16 protein-coding genes are annotated in these 16,441 nt (G+C 67.6%); 11 read left to right on the top strand and 5 right to left on the bottom strand.

Translation table 11 applies throughout. From position 1 onward, the window contains the following. Positions 1-353 precede the first annotated feature (353 nt). Positions 354-1,751: a class II fumarate hydratase gene (gene fumC, locus VPA02S_RS00270; RefSeq protein ID WP_018907286.1), complete on the top strand. Its 1,398-nt coding sequence runs from the start codon at positions 354-356 to the stop codon at positions 1,749-1,751. On the opposite strand, the gene VPA02S_RS00265 is transcribed toward fumC, so the two are convergent. Then, positions 1,752-2,369: an NAD(P)-dependent oxidoreductase gene (locus VPA02S_RS00265; protein WP_026284323.1), complete on the bottom strand. Its 618-nt coding sequence runs from the start codon at positions 2,367-2,369 to the stop codon at positions 1,752-1,754. Between the two features lie 102 nt (positions 2,370-2,471). On the opposite strand from VPA02S_RS00265, the gene VPA02S_RS00260 reads away from it, so the two are divergent. Continuing rightward, positions 2,472-3,434: a LysR family transcriptional regulator gene (locus tag VPA02S_RS00260; protein ID WP_018907284.1), complete on the top strand. Its 963-nt coding sequence runs from the start codon at positions 2,472-2,474 to the stop codon at positions 3,432-3,434. Here VPA02S_RS00260 and VPA02S_RS00255 read toward each other — a convergent pair. Further along, positions 3,394-4,032, bottom strand: coding sequence for a YqhA family protein (locus VPA02S_RS00255; RefSeq protein ID WP_012747634.1), 639 nt, complete (start codon positions 4,030-4,032; stop codon positions 3,394-3,396). The two genes, VPA02S_RS00260 and VPA02S_RS00255, sit on opposite strands and share 41 nt — an antisense overlap. A gap of 148 nt (positions 4,033-4,180) precedes the next feature. Between VPA02S_RS00255 and acs the strand changes: the two genes are divergently transcribed. Next, positions 4,181-6,181: an acetate--CoA ligase gene (acs, locus tag VPA02S_RS00250; protein ID WP_062361462.1), complete on the top strand. Its 2,001-nt coding sequence runs from the start codon at positions 4,181-4,183 to the stop codon at positions 6,179-6,181. A 139-nt stretch (positions 6,182-6,320) separates the two neighbouring features. Further along, positions 6,321-6,821 (top strand): hypothetical protein, encoded by a 501-nt coding sequence (locus VPA02S_RS00245; protein WP_012747636.1) that lies wholly within the window; start codon positions 6,321-6,323, stop codon positions 6,819-6,821. Between the two features lie 12 nt (positions 6,822-6,833). Here VPA02S_RS00245 and VPA02S_RS00240 read toward each other — a convergent pair whose 3' ends face one another. Beyond that, positions 6,834-7,139, bottom strand: coding sequence for a c-type cytochrome (locus VPA02S_RS00240; RefSeq protein ID WP_018905076.1), 306 nt, complete (start codon positions 7,137-7,139; stop codon positions 6,834-6,836). 108 nt (positions 7,140-7,247) lie between these two features. On the opposite strand from VPA02S_RS00240, the gene VPA02S_RS00235 reads away from it, so the two are divergent. After that, positions 7,248-7,502 carry a TIGR04438 family Trp-rich protein gene (locus VPA02S_RS00235; RefSeq protein ID WP_012747638.1) on the top strand — a complete coding sequence of 85 codons (255 nt, stop codon included), beginning with the start codon at positions 7,248-7,250 and terminating at the stop codon, positions 7,500-7,502. 21 nt (positions 7,503-7,523) lie between these two features. Here the strand turns inward: VPA02S_RS00235 and ilvD are convergent, their stop codons facing one another. Further along, positions 7,524-9,218, bottom strand: coding sequence for a dihydroxy-acid dehydratase (ilvD, locus tag VPA02S_RS00230; RefSeq protein ID WP_062361459.1), 1,695 nt, complete (start codon positions 9,216-9,218; stop codon positions 7,524-7,526). Between the two features lie 103 nt (positions 9,219-9,321). Between ilvD and VPA02S_RS00225 the strand changes: the two genes are divergently transcribed. Beyond that, positions 9,322-10,260 (top strand): LysR family transcriptional regulator, encoded by a 939-nt coding sequence (locus VPA02S_RS00225; protein ID WP_012747640.1) that lies wholly within the window; start codon positions 9,322-9,324, stop codon positions 10,258-10,260. Positions 10,261-10,266: 6 nt separating this feature from the next. Here VPA02S_RS00225 and VPA02S_RS00220 read toward each other — a convergent pair whose 3' ends face one another. Next, complete coding sequence (locus VPA02S_RS00220; protein WP_018905074.1) at positions 10,267-11,211, bottom strand: LysR family transcriptional regulator; 945 nt, start codon at positions 11,209-11,211, stop codon at positions 10,267-10,269. Between the two features lie 130 nt (positions 11,212-11,341). Here VPA02S_RS00220 and VPA02S_RS00215 point away from each other — a divergent pair, with 130 nt between their 5' ends. The 5 genes from VPA02S_RS00215 to VPA02S_RS00195 all read left to right on the top strand — a co-directional run bounded on the left by VPA02S_RS00215 (position 11,342) and on the right by VPA02S_RS00195 (position 16,441). Then, positions 11,342-12,115, top strand: coding sequence for an SDR family oxidoreductase (locus VPA02S_RS00215; protein ID WP_012747642.1), 774 nt, complete (start codon positions 11,342-11,344; stop codon positions 12,113-12,115). A gap of 109 nt (positions 12,116-12,224) precedes the next feature. Further along, positions 12,225-13,046: a prolipoprotein diacylglyceryl transferase gene (gene lgt / locus VPA02S_RS00210; protein ID WP_018905073.1), complete on the top strand. Its 822-nt coding sequence runs from the start codon at positions 12,225-12,227 to the stop codon at positions 13,044-13,046. Positions 13,047-13,171: 125 nt separating this feature from the next. Then, positions 13,172-13,840 (top strand): GntR family transcriptional regulator, encoded by a 669-nt coding sequence (locus VPA02S_RS00205; RefSeq protein ID WP_012747644.1) that lies wholly within the window; start codon positions 13,172-13,174, stop codon positions 13,838-13,840. A gap of 52 nt (positions 13,841-13,892) precedes the next feature. Continuing rightward, positions 13,893-15,377 (top strand): malonyl-CoA decarboxylase, encoded by a 1,485-nt coding sequence (locus VPA02S_RS00200; RefSeq protein ID WP_062364356.1) that lies wholly within the window; start codon positions 13,893-13,895, stop codon positions 15,375-15,377. A 74-nt stretch (positions 15,378-15,451) separates the two neighbouring features. Next, positions 15,452-16,441 carry a Bug family tripartite tricarboxylate transporter substrate binding protein gene (locus VPA02S_RS00195; RefSeq protein ID WP_018905071.1) on the top strand — a complete coding sequence of 330 codons (990 nt, stop codon included), beginning with the start codon at positions 15,452-15,454 and terminating at the stop codon, positions 16,439-16,441.

The raw sequence follows: 16,441 nt of genomic DNA, 5'->3' as shown, positions 1-16,441 counted from the left end.
AAGACGACGTGGCGACGAAACCAGTGCCCGCCGAAAGGGTGGCGTGGCAGTGGGGCCGGAACGATCCGGCCGGTTCGCCGGACAGGGCCCGGCGGGGAGAACCTCGCACCGCGACGGGATTCGGAGATCCGCGAGTAGTGCAGGGCCGACCAACCATGATTTACATGACTTGTTGGTCGTCTGAAGCTCACAATTATAACTTTTTGACATGACGCGAGTCAACCCGACGGGCGTAACGTGATGTCGGCGGCGGCTCAATGGCCCCGTCAGATGCGAGCTATTCTTGTTGGCCGATACTCGGGCCCGCGCCCGATCAGGCGGCGCGACCATCCAAGACTGCGGAGTTTTTTCACATGACGACTTCCCCCAAGACCCGTGCCGAGCGCGATACCTTCGGACCGATCGACGTGCCGGCCGACAAGCTGTGGGGTGCGCAGACGCAGCGCTCGCTGCAGAATTTCGACATCTCCGGCGAGCAGCAGCCGCGCGAGATCATCAAGGCGCTGGCGCAGGTCAAGCGCGCCTCGGCCGTGGTCAACCACGCGCTGGGCTTGCAGGATGAGAAAAAAACCAAGGCCATCGTGGCCGCGGCCGACGAGGTCATTGCCGGCAAGCACCCGGGCGAGTTTCCGCTGGTGGTGTGGCAGACCGGCTCGGGCACGCAGACCAACATGAACGTCAACGAGGTGCTGGCCAACCGCGCGAGCGAACTGCTCGGCGGCGAGCGCGGGGAAGGGCGCCTCGTGCACCCGAACGACGACGTGAACCGCAGCCAGTCGAGCAACGACGTGTTTCCCACCGCCATGCACGTGGCGGCGGTCGAGGCCATCACGCACAAGCTGCTGCCGGCCATCGCCAGGCTGCGCGGCACGCTCGAACAGAAGTCGAAGGACTTTGCCGACATCGTGAAGATCGGCCGCACCCACCTGCAGGACGCCACGCCGCTCACGCTGGGCCAGGAGTTCTCGGGCTATGTGGCGCAGCTCGCGCATGGCGAGGCGCATGTGCGCGCCGCGCTGCCGCACCTGTGCGAACTGGCGCTGGGCGGCACGGCCGTCGGCACCGGGCTCAATGCGCCCAAGGGCTATGCCGAGCAGGTGGCGGCCGAGCTGGCCAAGCTCACGGGCCTGCCGTTCGTGACCGCGCCCAACAAGTTCGAAGCCATGGCCAGCGTCGACGCGCTGGTGCATGCCCACGGCGCGCTCAAGACACTTGCCGCCAGCATGAACAAGATTGCCAACGACGTGCGCTGGCTCGCGAGCGGCCCGCGCAGCGGCATCGGCGAACTGAGCATTCCGGAGAACGAACCGGGCTCGTCGATCATGCCGGGCAAGGTCAACCCGACACAGAGCGAAGCCGTCACGATGCTGGCCGCGCAGGTGTTCGGCAACGACGTGGCCATCAACATCGGCGGCGCCTCGGGCAACTTCGAGCTGAACGTGTTCCGCCCGATGGTGGCGCACAACTTCCTGCAGAGCGTGCGCCTCTTGGCCGACGGCATGGTGAGCTTCAACGACCACTGCGCGGTGGGCATCGAGCCGAACCGCGAGCGGATCACCGAACTGGTTCAGCGTTCGCTGATGCTCGTGACCGCACTCAACACGCACATCGGCTATGACAAGTCGGCCTACATCGCGAAGAAGGCGCACAAGGAAGGCACCAGCCTGCGCGAAGCCGCGATTGCCTCGGGCCACCTCACGGCCGAGCAGTTCGACCAGTGGGTGGTGCCGGAGAACATGACCGGCCGTTGATCAGTAGCCGATGGTGTAGCGCTGGCGCGAGTGCGCCGGTTTTTCGAGCTCGTCGATGAACGCGATCGCGTAGTCCTCGAAGGTGATCCAGCTGCGGCCTTCGGCGCTCACGAGCAGGTCGTCCTTGCCCAGGCGGAACTTGCCCGTGCGCTCGCCTTCGACGAACTCGGCCGAGGGCGAGAGAAAAGTCCAGTCGAGTTCCTTCTCGTTGCGCAGCGCCTCCAGGAACACGCCGCCGGCCGTGGCCTCGGCCTTGTAGGCCTCGGGGAAGTTCGGCGTGTCGATCACCTTCAGGCCCGGCGCCGCGAACAGGCTGCCGGCGCCGCCGACCACCAGCAGGCGCTTCACGCCTGCGCGCTTGGCCGGCTCGATGATGGCCGCGGGCGGCACGGTGGAGAAGTGCGCGGCGCTGAAGACGGCGTCGTGGCCGGCCAGCGTCTTTTCGAGCGCGGCGCTGTCGAGCACGTCGAGGTCGACCGCCTTCACGTTGGCGCGGCCCGAGAGTTTTTCGCTCGCCTTGCGCGCAATGGTCGTCACGGTGTGGCCGCGGCGCAGGGCCTCTTCGAGAAGGCGGCCGCCGGCGCGTCCGGTGGCGCCGATGATGGCGATGTGGCTCATGGAATGGCTCCAGAAAGTGGTTGGGATGAAGCGCATCTTAGGTTTCTGCTTTCGAAAGAAATACCTCGAATTGCGCGCTTGTTTATTCCTAAAATCGTTCGAATGGACCGATTGAATGCAATGCGCGTGTTCGTCACCGTGGTGGATGCGGGCAGCCTTTCGGCCGCGGCCGACAAGCTCGACCTCTCGCGCCCGGTGGTCACGCGCTACGTGGCCGAGCTCGAGCAATGGACCGGCGCGCGCCTCTTGCACCGCACGACGCGCCGGCTGAGCCTCACGGCGGCGGGCGAGGAACTGCTGCCGCGCTGCCGCCAGGTGCTGGAGCTCGCGGGCGACATGCAGGAGGCCGTGCGGCAGCCGGCCGAGGCGCCGCGCGGCCAGCTGCGCATCACGGCCAGCACCTCGTTCGCACAGGCGCAGCTGGCCGATGCGGTGGCCGACTACGTGCGGCTCTATCCCGGCGTGGCGGTCGACCTGGTGCTGCTGGACCGGGCGGTGAACCTGGTGGACGAGCGCATCGACCTGGCGATCCGCGTGGCGGTGGAGATCGATCCCAACCTCATTGCGCGGCGGCTCACCGATTGCCGCTCGGTGGTGTGCGCATCACCCGGCTACCTGAAGGAGCAGGGGCGGCCGCTGCGCGTGGAGGAGCTGGCCCAGCGCAACTGCCTCACGCACTCGTACTTCGGGCGCAGCCTCTGGAATTTCACGCGCAAGGAAGACGGCACGCCCGTTTCGGTGGCCGTGGGCGGCAACGTGTCGACCAACGATGCCGCGAGCCTGATGCACCTGGCGCGGGCCGGGGCCGGCATCGCGATGCTGCCGACCTACCTGACCGCCGGCCTGCTGCAGGCCGGCGAGCTGGTGCGGCTGTTCCCGGAATTCGAGCCGCAGGTGGTCGGCATGTATGCGGTGTATGCCTCGCGCAAGCACATGCCTGCCACGCTGCGCACGATGCTCGACTTTCTTGCCAGGCGTTTCACCGGCGTGCCCGCCTGGGACCTGCCGCAGGCAGGCCCGGCGCTCAGTGCGAACCGCCGCCCTGCGGCACGGCGGGCGCCATGAGCCTGTCGGTGTAGGCGATGGCCATGGCCGAGAACAGGAAGGCGATGTGGATCACGGTCTGCGCAATCAGCACGCGGTCGGTGTAGTTGTCCGCGTTGATGAAGGTCTTCAGCAGGTGGATCGAGCTGATGCCGATGATGGCGGTGGCCAGCTTGACCTTGAGCACCGAGGCGTTCACATGGCTCAGCCACTCGGGCTGGTCGCGGTGGCCTTCGAGGTCCATGCGGCTCACGAAGGTTTCGTAGCCGCCCACGATCACCATGATCAGCAGGTTGGAGATCATCACCACGTCGATCAGCGCCAGCACCACCAGCATGATCACTGTTTCGTTGAGCGTGCCCACCGGCGCGGTGGTCTTGTAGCCGATGCTGGTGATCAGCGCCTGCAGCGCGTCCTTGCTGCCGAAGGCTGCCTCCACCAGGTGCAGCAGCTCGACCAGGAAGTGCACCACGTACACCGCCTGCGCCACGATCAGTCCCAGGTAGAGCGGCAGCTGCAGCCAGCGGCTCGCGAAAATCAGCTTGGGCAGCGGCCGCAGCGGCGAGCCGCGGGCTGGAACAGGCGTATTCGGGCGGTCGAAGGATTCGGGTGCGGACATGGAGAGGATGGTTGGAAACGACCGGCGATTCTAGAGGTGCCCCCATGTCCGACTCGTGATAACCCTGCGAACTAACATCGCAACCGTCAGTGGCCCGTAAGTGGGCCCGCCGACATTACGGCCGCACCTAGATCAAGGAGACAAGAAAATGAGCAGCAGCGCATCGAAGAACATCGAATCCGTCCTGGTCGAGAACCGCGTGTTCCCTCCCGACGCCCGCGCCAGCGCCGGCGCGCGCATTGCCGGCATGGCCGCCTACGAGGCCCTGTGCCAGGAAGCCGAACAGGACTTCGAAGGCTTCTGGAGCCGCCTGGCGCGCGAGAACCTGGACTGGACCCAACCCTTCAGCCGCACCCTGGACGAATCCAAGGCGCCGTTCTACGAGTGGTTCGGCGACGGCGAACTCAACGCCAGCGCCAACTGCCTGGACCGCCACATCGGCACCCCCATCGAACACAAGACCGCCATCGTCTTCGAGGCCGACGACGGCGCCGTCACCCGCGTCAGCTACAAGGAACTGCTCGCCCGCGTGAGCCAGTTCGCCAACGCCCTGAAGGCCGCCGGCATCGGCAAGGGCGACCGCGTCATCATCTACATGCCCATGACCATCGAGGGCGTGGTCGCCATGCAGGCCTGCGCGCGCATCGGCGCCACCCACAGCGTGGTGTTCGGCGGCTTCTCCGCCAAGGCCCTGCAGGAGCGCATCATCGACGCCGGCGCCGTGGCCGTCATCACCGCCAACTACCAGCTGCGCGGCGGCAAGGAACTGCCCCTCAAGGCCATCGTCGACGACGGCATCGCCCTGGGCGGCTGCGAATCCATCCGCACCGTCTTCGTCTACGAACGCACCGCCAGCGCCTGGGCGCGTGTCGAAGGCCGCGACAAGACCTTCGCCGAAGCGCTCCAGGGCCAGAGCACCGACTGCCCGCCCGTGCCCGTCAATGCCGAGCACCCCCTCTTCATCCTCTACACCTCCGGCTCCACCGGCAAGCCCAAGGGCGTGCAGCACGCCACCGGCGGCTACCTGCTGTGGGCCCGGCTCACCATGGACTGGACCTTCGACATCCGGCCCGAGGACGTCTTCTGGTGCACCGCCGACATCGGCTGGATCACCGGCCACACCTACGTCGCCTACGGCCCGCTCGCCGCCGGCGCCACCCAGGTCGTGTTCGAGGGCATCCCCACCTTCCCGCACGCCGGGCGCTTCTGGCAGATGATCGAGCGGCACCAGGTCAGCGTCTTCTACACCGCCCCCACCGCCATCCGCTCGCTCATCAAGGCCGCCGAATCGGACGAGAAGGTGCACCCGAAGAACTGGAACCTGGACAGCCTGCGCATCCTCGGCTCGGTCGGCGAGCCCATCAACCCCGAAGCCTGGATGTGGTACCACCGGAACATCGGCCATGAGAAATGTCCGATCGTCGACACCTTCTGGCAGACCGAGACCGGCGGCCACGTCATCACGCCCTTGCCGGGCGCCACGCCGCTGGTGCCGGGCTCGTGCACGCTGCCGCTGCCGGGCATCATGGCCGCCATCGTGGACGAGACCGGCAAGGACCTGCCCAACGGCGCGGGCGGCATGCTGGTCATCAAGCGGCCCTGGCCCTCGATGATCCGCACCATCTGGAACGACCCCGAGCGCTTCAGGAAGAGCTACTTCCCCGAGGAGATGGGCGGCACCATCTACCTGGCCGGGGACGGCGCGGTGCGCAGCGAAGACCGCGGCTACTTCCGCATCACCGGGCGCATCGACGACGTGCTGAACGTCTCGGGGCATCGCCTGGGCACGATGGAGATCGAATCGGCGCTGGTGTCCAAGACCGACCTGGTGGCCGAGGCGGCGGTGGTGGGGCGGCCCGACGACGTGACGGGCGAGGCGGTGTGCGCCTTCGTGGTGCTCAAGCGCGGGCGCCCGAGCGGCGAGGAGGCCAAGCAGATCGCCAACGAACTGCGCGCCTGGGTGGCCAAGGAGATCGGCCCGATCGCCAAGCCCAAGGACATCCGCTTCGGCGAGAACCTGCCCAAGACGCGCAGCGGCAAGATCATGCGGCGCCTGCTGCGCAGCATTGCCAAGGGCGAGGCCATCACGCAGGACATCTCGACGCTGGAAAATCCGGCGATCCTGGAGCAGTTGTCACAGACCAACTGATTCGATCTGTAGGACATGGCCGTAAGTGGGAAGCAGGGGCCATGGCGGCCCGCGGCCTGAGGTAAAACCGGCGCAGTTGCCATGCACCTCGACGTGCATGGCGGGTTCACTGTGTTCGATCTTTACGAAGGAGGCCCCCATGGGCGTGAGATCTGCTTTCCTTTTCGCCATCCTGCTGCTGATCGCGGCGCTCGCCGCGCTCAACTGGGGCACGCTCTCGGCACCGGTGCCGGTGTCGCTGGGCTTCATGACCGTGTCGGCGCCGCTGGGCCTCATGATGCTGGGCCTGACCGTGGCCCTGGGCGTGTTCTTCCTGGTCTACGTCCTGTACCTGCACAGTTCGGTGCTGCTCGATGCCAAGCGCCACAACAGGGAAATGCAGGTGCAGCGCGACCTGGCCGACAAGGCCGAGGCCTCGCGCTTCACCGAGCTGCGCAATTTCCTCGAAGCGCAGGAAACCAAGCACATGGCGCAGAACGCCGATCGGCATGCCGCGCTGCTGACGCGGCTGGGGCAGCTCGAGAGCGTGATCCGCCAGCGCTCGGAGCAGTCCGACAACACCGTGGCCGCGCACATCGGCCAGCTCGAAGACCGCATCGAGCGCAAGCCGCTGCCCACGGACATCGATCCGCGGATCTGACGAGCCGCCGCGTCAGCGCGCCAGCAGCACCCAGGCCGCGAGCTTCTTGGCGTCGGCTTCGCTCACCTGGGTGTTGGCCGGCATCGCCAACGGCCCCCACACGCCCGAGCCGCCCTTGATGATCTTTGCCGCCAGCATGTCGACGGCACCGGCGTTGCCCTTGTACTTGGCGGCCACGTCCTTGAAGGCGGGGCCGAGCACCTTGCGGTCCACCGCGTGGCAGCTCATGCAGTTCTTCGACGTCGCCAGTGCCAGGTCGGCAAAGGCGGGCGCCGCCAGGCCGAGGCCGAGAACCGCGAGTGACAGGAGTCTTTTCATGGGGCTTTGTTCGTAATGGCTGGGTTACATTCGATGCAACGCGATTGTAGGTAGCGCCGTGGACCGGCGTCCGGAAGCGTTGCCAACAAAAACCCGGAGGGATTCGCGATGCTTTTTCTGCTGTTGGGCCTGCTCGGCGTGGGCCTCAAGTATTTCGAGGTGGGCATGGTGGCCGGCTGGAGCTGGTGGATCGTGCTGTCGCCCTTTGCCATGGCCGTGGCGTGGTGGGCATGGGCCGACTCGTCGGGCTACACCAAGCGCAAGGTCGTCGAGCGCGAAGAGGCGCGCAAGCAGGCACGCATCGACCGCCAGCGCAGCAACATGGGCCTGCCCGGCAGCAAGGGCCAGCGCCCCAAGCGCTGACCCGGCAGGCGCTGGCCGGCCTCAGAACTTGTCGAGCACCGCGCCCGAGCTGGCGCTCGAGGCATTGAACGCGAACTTGGCCTGCACGCCGCGCGTGTAGCGCGGCGCCGGCGGCTTCCAGCCTTCGCGGCGCTTGGACAGCTCGGCTTCGGGCACGTTGAGTTCGAGCACCAGCTTGTGCGCATCGATGGTGATCGAGTCGCCCTCGTTCACGAAGGCGATGGTGCCGCCCGCGGCTGCTTCAGGCGCGACGTGGCCCACCACCATGCCCCAGGTGCCGCCCGAGAAGCGGCCGTCGGTGATCAGGCCCACGCTTTCGCCGAGGCCCGCGCCGATCAGCGCGCCCGTGGGTGCCAGCATCTCGGGCATGCCCGGGCCGCCCTTGGGGCCGAGGTAGCGCAGCACCATCACGTCGCCGGCCTTGATCTTGCCGTCCAGGATGGCCTTGAGCGCCGACTGCTCGTCGTCGAACACGCGCGCCGGGCCGGTGATGACCGGGTTCTTGAGGCCGGTGATCTTGGCGACCGCGCCTTCGGGCGACAGGTTGCCCTTGAGGATGGCCAGGTGGCCTTCTTCGTACATCGGCTTGTCGATCGGGCGGATCACGTCCTGGTCGGCGCGCGGCACGTCGGGCACGTCCTTCAGCACTTCGGCGATTGTCTGGCCGGTGATGGTGATGCAGTCGCCGTGCAGCAGGCCCGCGTTCAGCAGCACCTTCATGACCTGCGGGATGCCGCCGGCCTGGTGCAGGTCGACCGCGAGGTACTTGCCCGAGGGCTTCAGGTCGCACAGCACCGGCACCTTCTTGCGCATGCGCTCGAAGTCGTCGATGGACCACTCGACGCCGGCCGCATGCGCAATGGCCAGGAAGTGCAGCACCGCGTTGGTGGAGCCGCCGGTGGCCATGATCACCGCCACCGCGTTCTCGATGGCCTTCTTGGTGACGATGTCGCGCGGCTTGATGTCTTTCTTGATGGCCTCGATCAGCACCTTGGCCGATTCCTTGGCCGAATTGGCCTTCTCGTCGTGCGGGTTGGCCATGGTGGACGAGTAGGGCAGCGAGATGCCCAGCGCCTCGAATGCGCTGGACATGGTGTTGGCGGTGTACATGCCGCCGCAGGAGCCGGTGCCGGGAATGGCGCGCTTCTCGATCTCGTGCAGGTCCTCGTCGCTCATGTTGCCGGCGGCGTTCTGGCCCACGGCCTCGAACACGCTCACGATGTTGAGGTCCTGTCCCTTGTAGCGGCCCGGCAGGATGGTGCCGCCGTAGACATAGATGGCCGGCACGTTGGCGCGCAGCATGCCCATGAGGCCGCCCGGCATGTTCTTGTCGCAGCCGCCGACCACCAGCACGCCGTCCATCCACTGGCCGCCCACGCAGGTCTCGATGCAGTCGGAGATGACCTCGCGGCTCACCAGCGAGTACTTCATGCCTTCGGTGCCCATGGCCATGCCGTCGGAGATGGTGGGGGTGCCGAACACCTGCGCGTTGCCGCCGGCTTCCTCGATGCCCGCGATGGCCGCGTCGGCCAGCTTCTGCAGGCCCGAGTTGCACGGCGTGATGGTGCTGTGGCCATTGGCGACGCCGACCATCGGCTTCTTGAAGTCGGCCTTTTCGTAGCCCATGGCATAGAACATCGAGCGGTTGGGCGCGCGGCTCTTGCCTTCGACGATGTTGGCGCTGCGGCGGTTGATCTGGATTGGCTTGGTGTCCATGGTGTCTCTTGTGTCGTGGGGAGATCGAGGGGAATTCCAAGTATCGGACTTCTCATTGATTCATTCCAATCCATTCTTGTGCGCCGATTGATATGCTTGGCATATGAAAGATGCCTTGATCGACCTGCGCGCCTGGCGCCAGTTCGTGGCCGTGGCCGAGGAGCTGCACTTCGGCCGCGCCGCGCTGCGGCTGCACATGACCCAGCCGCCGGTCACGCAGGCCATTGCCCAGCTTGAAAAGACACTGGGTGTCGTGCTGTTCGACCGCACGCGCCGGCGCGTGGCGCTCACGCCGGCCGGCGAGGCGCTGCTGCCCGACGTGCGCGAGCTGCTGGCGCGCGCCCAGGCGCTGCCGGCGCGGGCCCGTGCGGCGGCGGCGGGGCAGGTGGGGCGCGTGCGCATCGCCTTTGTCTCGACTGTCGGCTTCGAGCAGCTGCCGGCCTGGGTGCGCGAGTTCCGCGTGCGCTGCCCGGAGGTGGCGCTCGAACTGGTCGAAGCCACGGGCGACGTGCAGCTCGAGGCTTTTGCGCGCGGCGAGATCGATGCCGGCCTGATGCTGCATTCGCCGGGCGCCGCGCCGCCCGGGCTCGCGCGCCTGCCGGTGGAGGAGGAAGCGCTGGTGCTGGCGCTGCCGTCGCAGCACCGGCTCGCGCGTGCGCGGCCCGTGCCGCTGGCCGAGGCGCTGGCCGAGCCGCTCGTGATCTTTCCGCGCCGCATCGTGCCGTCGCTGCACGATGCGGTCTTCGACCTCTATCACGCGGCGGGGCGCACGCCGCAGGTGGCGCAGGAGGCGATCCAGATGCAGACCATCGTCAACCTCGTCTCCGGCGGCATCGGCGTGGCCTGGGTGCCGCACAGCGTGATGCAGTTCCGGCGCGCCGGGGTGGTCTATCGGCAGGCCGGCGAGTTCAAGGGCACGGGCCGGCGCCGCGTGGCGCTGCCAGCCTGCGAAACCAGCCTCGTGTGGCCCGCGCAGGCCGCGCATCCGGCGCTCGCGCGCTTCGTGGAATTCGTGCGCGAGCGCACGGGGCGGGCAACGTAGGGCCGCCTACCTGCGCGGCGTTCGTGGGCCGGCCGGCCGCGGTGCTGCGGGCGTATCGAGCGAGGCGGCGAGCAGCGTCTCGAGCCAGCCCGCGAAGGCTTGCATGCGGCGCGAGAGATTGCGCCGGTGCGGATAGACCAGGTGCACCGGCAGCGGCTGGGCGCGTGCCTCGGGCAGCACCTCGGCCAGCTCGCCGGCCGCGAGGTGTTCGCGCACGTCGTAGGCCGGGATCTGGATCAGCCCGAGGCCTGCCAGCGCGCAGGCGATGTAGGTCTCGGCGTTGTTTGCGCTGACCTGGCTGCGCATGCGCAGTGTCGCGGTCTCGCCGTCGCGCTGCCACTCCCAGGGCGCCGCGCGGCCGCTGGTCGGGGAGGCGTAGTTGACCGCGATGTGCTCCGGCAGGTCCGCCGGCGTGCGCGGCGTGCCATGGCGCGCCAGGTAGGCCGGGCTCGCGCAATTGATCAGCGTGAAATGCCCGAGCGGCCGCGCGACCAGGCTGCTGCTGGCCAACGGACCCACGCGCAACGCGCAATCGACACCTTCGAGCACCAGGTCCACCGCACGGTCGCTGGAGCCGAGCTCGAGCTCGATCGCCGGGTAGCGCTCGAAGAAATCCGGCAGCGCCGGCGCGATGAGCCGCCGCGCGATGCGGCTTGGCACATCGATCTTGAGCCGTCCGCTCACCTGGCTGCGCGAGGGCAGGAACTGCTGCTCGATGTCTTCCATGTCGGCCACGAGCGTGCGGGCGCGTTCCAGCAGCACCTCGCCGTCGGGCGTGAGGCCGACGCGCCGCGTGGTCCGGTGCAGCAGGCGCGAGCCCAGCTTCGCCTCGAGCTGCTGCACCGCCGTGGAAATGGTGGCGCGCGGCAGCGCGAGCCGATCGGCCGCACGCGTGAAGCTGCCGGTTTCGGCCACGCGCAGGAACACCTTGAGAAGGTCGATGCGGTCCATGCGTGCCAGTCGAATTGTTCGTGGTTCTACGAACAGTCTAGCGCCGGATTGTTGATTTATTCCGGAACTTGCCATCAATAGACTGAAGCTTCCCGATTCACATCAACGCTCTTCAGCAGGAGGCCATTCCATGTCTGCACGCACTCTCCAGAACAAGGTCGCCGTCATCGCCGGCGGCGGCAAGAACCTTGGCGCGCTCATCGGCCATCAACTGGTCGACGGCGGCGCCCGCGGCATCGCCATCCACTACAACAGCGATGCCTCGCGCAAGGAGGCCGAGAAGACCGCCGCCGAGCTCGAGGCCAAGGGCGCCGGCACGCTGCTGGTGCAGGGTGACCTTGCCGTGGTGGAGAACAACGTCCGGCTGTTCGACCAGGCCGTGAAGCACTTCGGGCAGGTCGACATCGCCATCAACACCGCGGGCGTGGTGATCAAGAAGCCGATCCTCGATGTCACCGAAGCCGACTACGACAAGAGCTTCGACGCCAACGCCAAGGCCGCGTTCTTCTTCATCCAGCAGGCCGGACGCACGCTGGCCGATGGCGGCAGCATCGTGTCGCTGGTGAGCTCGCTGCTGGCGGCCTACACGCCGTTCTACGCGATCTATCCGGCCTCGAAGGCGGCGGTGGAGCACTACACGCGCGCGGCCTCCAAGGAGTTCGGCGAGCGCGGCATCTCGGTCAACGCGATCGGCCCCGGACCGATGGACACGCCGTTCTTCTACGGCCAGGAAAGCAAGGAAGCCGTCGAATACCACAGCAGTGCGGCGGCGCTCAGCAAGTTCTCGAAGAAGGGCCTGACCGACATCGAGGACATCGCGCCCATCGTCCGCTTCCTGGTCACCGAAGGCTGGTGGATCACCGGCCAGACCATCTTTGCCAACGGTGGCTACACCACGCGCTGATCCAGCCGGATCGCGCTCGGGGCCGGCTGCTCGGCGGGGTTTCGGGCACTGACATCGCCCTGAACGCCCCCGTGCCGGCCGCGACATTCGGGCCGGGCACAATCCGCGGATGCTCATGTATCCGCAGATCAATCCTGTCGCCCTGCAACTCGGGCCCGTGGCCATCCACTGGTACGGCCTGACCTACCTGGCCGCGTTCGCGCTGTTCTATTTTCTCGGCACCCGCCGGCTGCACCACGAACCGTACCGCTCGCTGGTCGGGCAGGGCGCCTGGCAGCGCAAGGACATCGAGGACATCCTCTTCCTGGGCGTGATGGGCGTCATCGTGGGCGGGCGGCTTGGCTATTGCCTGTTCTACAAGCCCGAGTTCTATCTCTCGCATCCGCTCGAGATCCTCTACGTGTGGCAGGGCGGCATGAGCTTCCATGGCGGCCTGCTGGGCGTGATCGGCGCGATGGTCTGGTTCGCGCATTCGCGCGCGCGGCCGTTCTGGCAGGTGATGGATTTCGTCTCGCCCTGCGTGCCCACGGGCCTGGCGGCGGGGCGCGTCGGCAACTTCATCAACGGCGAGCTCTGGGGCCGCTTCAGCAGCCCCGACCTGCCCTGGGGCATGGTGTTTCCGCAGAGCGGCTCGATGCTGCCGCGCCACCCCTCGCAGGTGTACCAGTTCCTGCTCGAGGGGCTTCTGCTGTTTGCCATCATGTGGCTGTACGCCCGCAAGGAACGCAAGCAGGGGCAGGTGGCCGCGGTGTTCCTGATCGGCTACGGCGTGCTGCGCTTCATTGCCGAGTATTTCCGCGAGCCCGACGATTTCCTGGGCCTGCGCGCGCTGAACCTGAGCCAGGGGCAGTGGCTCAGCGTGCCGATGGTGATCTTCGGCATCGGCCTGTGGACCTGGGCCGCGCAGCGCCGCCAGCCGGCGAGCGCCTGAGCATCGCGTCCTCAGGGTAAGCACGGGCCGCGCAGGGGATGCGCGGCCTTGCGGCTCCTTCGGGCGCGCCTCACAATTACGCGTAATTACAGAAAATTACGCGAGCCGGATTTCCTCCAACCGCCATGCGCCTGGTCCCCAACTCCCTGCACGACGAAGTCGCCGCCACGCTGCGCGAGCAGATCTTCGCGGGCGCGCTGGTGCCGGGCAGCTTCCTGGACGAGGCCGCGCTGTGCGAGCGGCTGTCGATCTCGCGCACGCCCTTGCGCGAGGCGCTCAAGGTGCTCACGGCCGAAGGCCTGCTGCGCCACGAGCCGCGGCGCGGCTGCTTCGTGCGCGAGGTGACGGAGCGCGATCTGGACGAGATATTTCCCGTCATCGCGCTGCTCGAAGGCCGCTGTGCCTACGAGGCAGCGCGCAACGCCAGCGATGCGGAACTCAGCGAGCTCGACGTGCTGCACGAACGGCTGGTGCGCCACGCCAAGGCCAAGCGCATCAACGACTACTACGCCACCAACCACCAGATCCACGAGGCCATCATCCAGCTGGCCGATAACAAGTGGCTGGCGCAGGTGATTGGCGATCTGCGCAAAATTCTCAAGCTGGCGCGGCTTCAGCAGCTGCATGCGCCGGGCCGGCTCGAGCAGAGCCTGTCGGAGCACCTGGCGGTGTTCGCGGCGCTCAAGGCGCGCGACAGCGAGGGCGCGGACGCGGCCATGCGCACGCACCTGACGCGCCAGCGCGAGGCGCTGCGCGCGGTGGCGCGGCAACAGAAATCCAGGGTGATGTCGTGAACCGCCTGAAAGAAGACGGCATTCCCGCAGCCCACAGCATTGGAGCTTGTCGATGAGTGCGACCGAGTGGTTCCAGGCGCGACTGCGCTCTGGCGAGAAGTCCGGCGAAAAGGCCGCAGCCAAGGTGCCCGTGGCATCCGACGGCGCGGCCCGCGGCGCACCCAGGACGGCCGCAAAACCCAGCATGCGATCGACCGCCGAGCGGCTGCAGGCCACGCTGCGCAAGGCCGACGAGGCCCTGTCGCCGCGCGCGCTGCGCCGCGTGCTCACGGCCCTACAGGCGGTGATCGATCCGCGCGTGAGCGAGGTCGAGGGCGGGCGCCGGGCCCATGCCATTGCACGCGAATATGCCGCCGCCACGCCCGAGGAGCGGCGCGACTACTGGGCGCTCATGAGCGAGCATTTCGCGGCCGATCCGCACAAGCTCAAGTCCGCGCGCGACCAGCACCAGGCCGCCGTGGGAACGCCCGACGAAGGACAGGCCGAACTGCGGCTGAGGCGCGCGCTGGTGTCGCCGCGCATGCGCCTCTTGCAGCGTTTTGCAGTCGAGCCCGAGGGCATGCGCTTCCTGGTCGACCTGCGCGCCGAGCTGCTGCCGTTCCTCAAGTCGGACAAGCGGCTGCTCGCGCTCGATGCCGAACTGGAGCACCTGTTCTCCACCTGGTTCGACGTCGCCTTCCTTGAACTGCGCCGGATCGATTGGCATTCGCCGGCGTCGCTGATCGAGAAGCTGATCCGCTACGAGGCCGTGCACGACATCAAGAGCTGGACCGACGTGAAGAACCGGCTCGACGACAGCGACCGCCGCTGCTACGGCTTCTTCCATCCGCGGCTGCCCAACGAGCCGCTGATCTTCGTCGAGGTGGCGCTGGTCGACCGCATCAGCGATGGCATCACGCCGCTGCTCGATGAGGCCGCCGTGCCGATCCAGCCGGCCAAGGCCACCACCGCCATCTTCTATTCGATCAGCAACACGCAGACCGGGCTGCGCGGCGTGAGCTTTGGCGATTCGCTCATCAAGCGCGTGGTCGAGACGCTGCGGGAAGAGCTGCCGCGCCTGAAGACCTTTGCCACGCTGTCGCCGATCCCGGGCTTTCGCAGCTGGCTCGCCCGGAATGCCGCCGAGCTGCTGCCGCGCCTGGATGAAAAGCGCGAGGCCGAGCTCGGCCGCCTCGTCGGATCGCTGCCGCCGACCGCCGAGCGGCTGCTTGCCGCGGTGGAGGCGCCGGCCACGCTCGATGCCAAGTCGCCGCTGCGCCAGTGGCTCTTGCAGGCCGCGGCCGAATACCTGGGCCGCACGCTGGTCGACGGCACGCCGGCCGATCCGGTGGCGCGTTTTCACCTGGGCAACGGCGCGCGCGTGGAGCGCCTCAACTGGGCCGGCGATCCTTCGCCCAAGGGGCTGAAGCAGTCCTACGGCCTGATGGTCAATTACCTCTACGATCTCAAGCGCCTCGACAAGCATCGGGCATGGATCGCCGAGGGCAAGGTGGCGGTTTCGGGGGATGTGGAAAGCCTGTTCTTCAAAAAAGGCTGAGTTCTGGAAAGAAGTCCGGCGCGTGCTGCGCCGGCCCGCATGGTGCGGCAATCTACAACGACAGGAGATGACAGATGACTCAGAGTTTTCAGCGACGCGAGGTGCTGCGCCTGGCCGCGGCCGGTGCCGCCGTTCTGTGCGGCGGGGCAGGGGCGCAGGGAGGTAATTGGCCGACGCGGCCGGTCAACATGGTGGTGCCGTTCCCGGCCGGCGGCGGCACCGACGCCTTCGCGCGCCCGCTCTCGGCCCAGTTCGCCAAGGTCACCGGCCAGACGCTGGTCATCGACAACCGCGGCGGCGCGGGCGGCACCGTGGGGGCCAGCATCGCCGCCAAGGCCCAGCCCGATGGCTACACGCTCTTCATGGGCGCGGTGCACCACGCAATTGCGCCGTCGATCTACCCCAAGCTCGACTACGACCTCGAGAAAGACTTCGTGCCGCTGATGCTGCTGGCCAACGTGCCGCAGGTGGTGGTGGTCAACCCGCGCCGCGTCACGGCCAATACGCTGCAGGAACTCGTGGCCGCCGCCAAGCGCAGCCCCGGCAAGCTCAACTACGGCTCGGCCGGCGCAGGCACCTCGCACCACCTGGCGGGCGAGCTGTTCAAGCTGCAGACCGGCACCTTCATCACGCACATTCCCTACCGCGGCGCGGGGCCGGCGCTGTCCGACCTGATCGCCGGCAACGTCGACCTGATGTTCGACGGCCTCGGCTCCTCGGCCCAGCACATCAAGGGCGGGCGCATCAAGGCGCTGATGGTTGCCGGCAGCAAGCGCAACCCGGCGTTCCCCGACGTGCCCTGCGCGGCCGAGGTCGGCCTGCCCGACTACACGGTCACCACCTGGTACGGCCTGTGGGCGCCCAAGGGCACGCCGGCCGAGCTGCAGGCACGCATCGTCGACAGCATGAAGAAGGCCCTTCAGAGCGACGAGCTCAAGGCCATCTGGGCCCAGAATGGCTCCGAGATCCCGAACCTTACCATGGCCTCGTACGGCGGCTTCGTGAATTCCGAGATCAAGCGCTGGGCCTCGGTGGTGAAGGCCTCGGGCGCCAAGCTCGAGTAG

Origin of the sequence: Variovorax paradoxus NBRC 15149, from assembly GCF_001591365.1 — a bacterium.
Lineage (GTDB): Bacteria > Pseudomonadota > Gammaproteobacteria > Burkholderiales > Burkholderiaceae_C > Variovorax > Variovorax paradoxus.
This window is presented reverse-complemented; position numbering and strand designations above follow the sequence as displayed.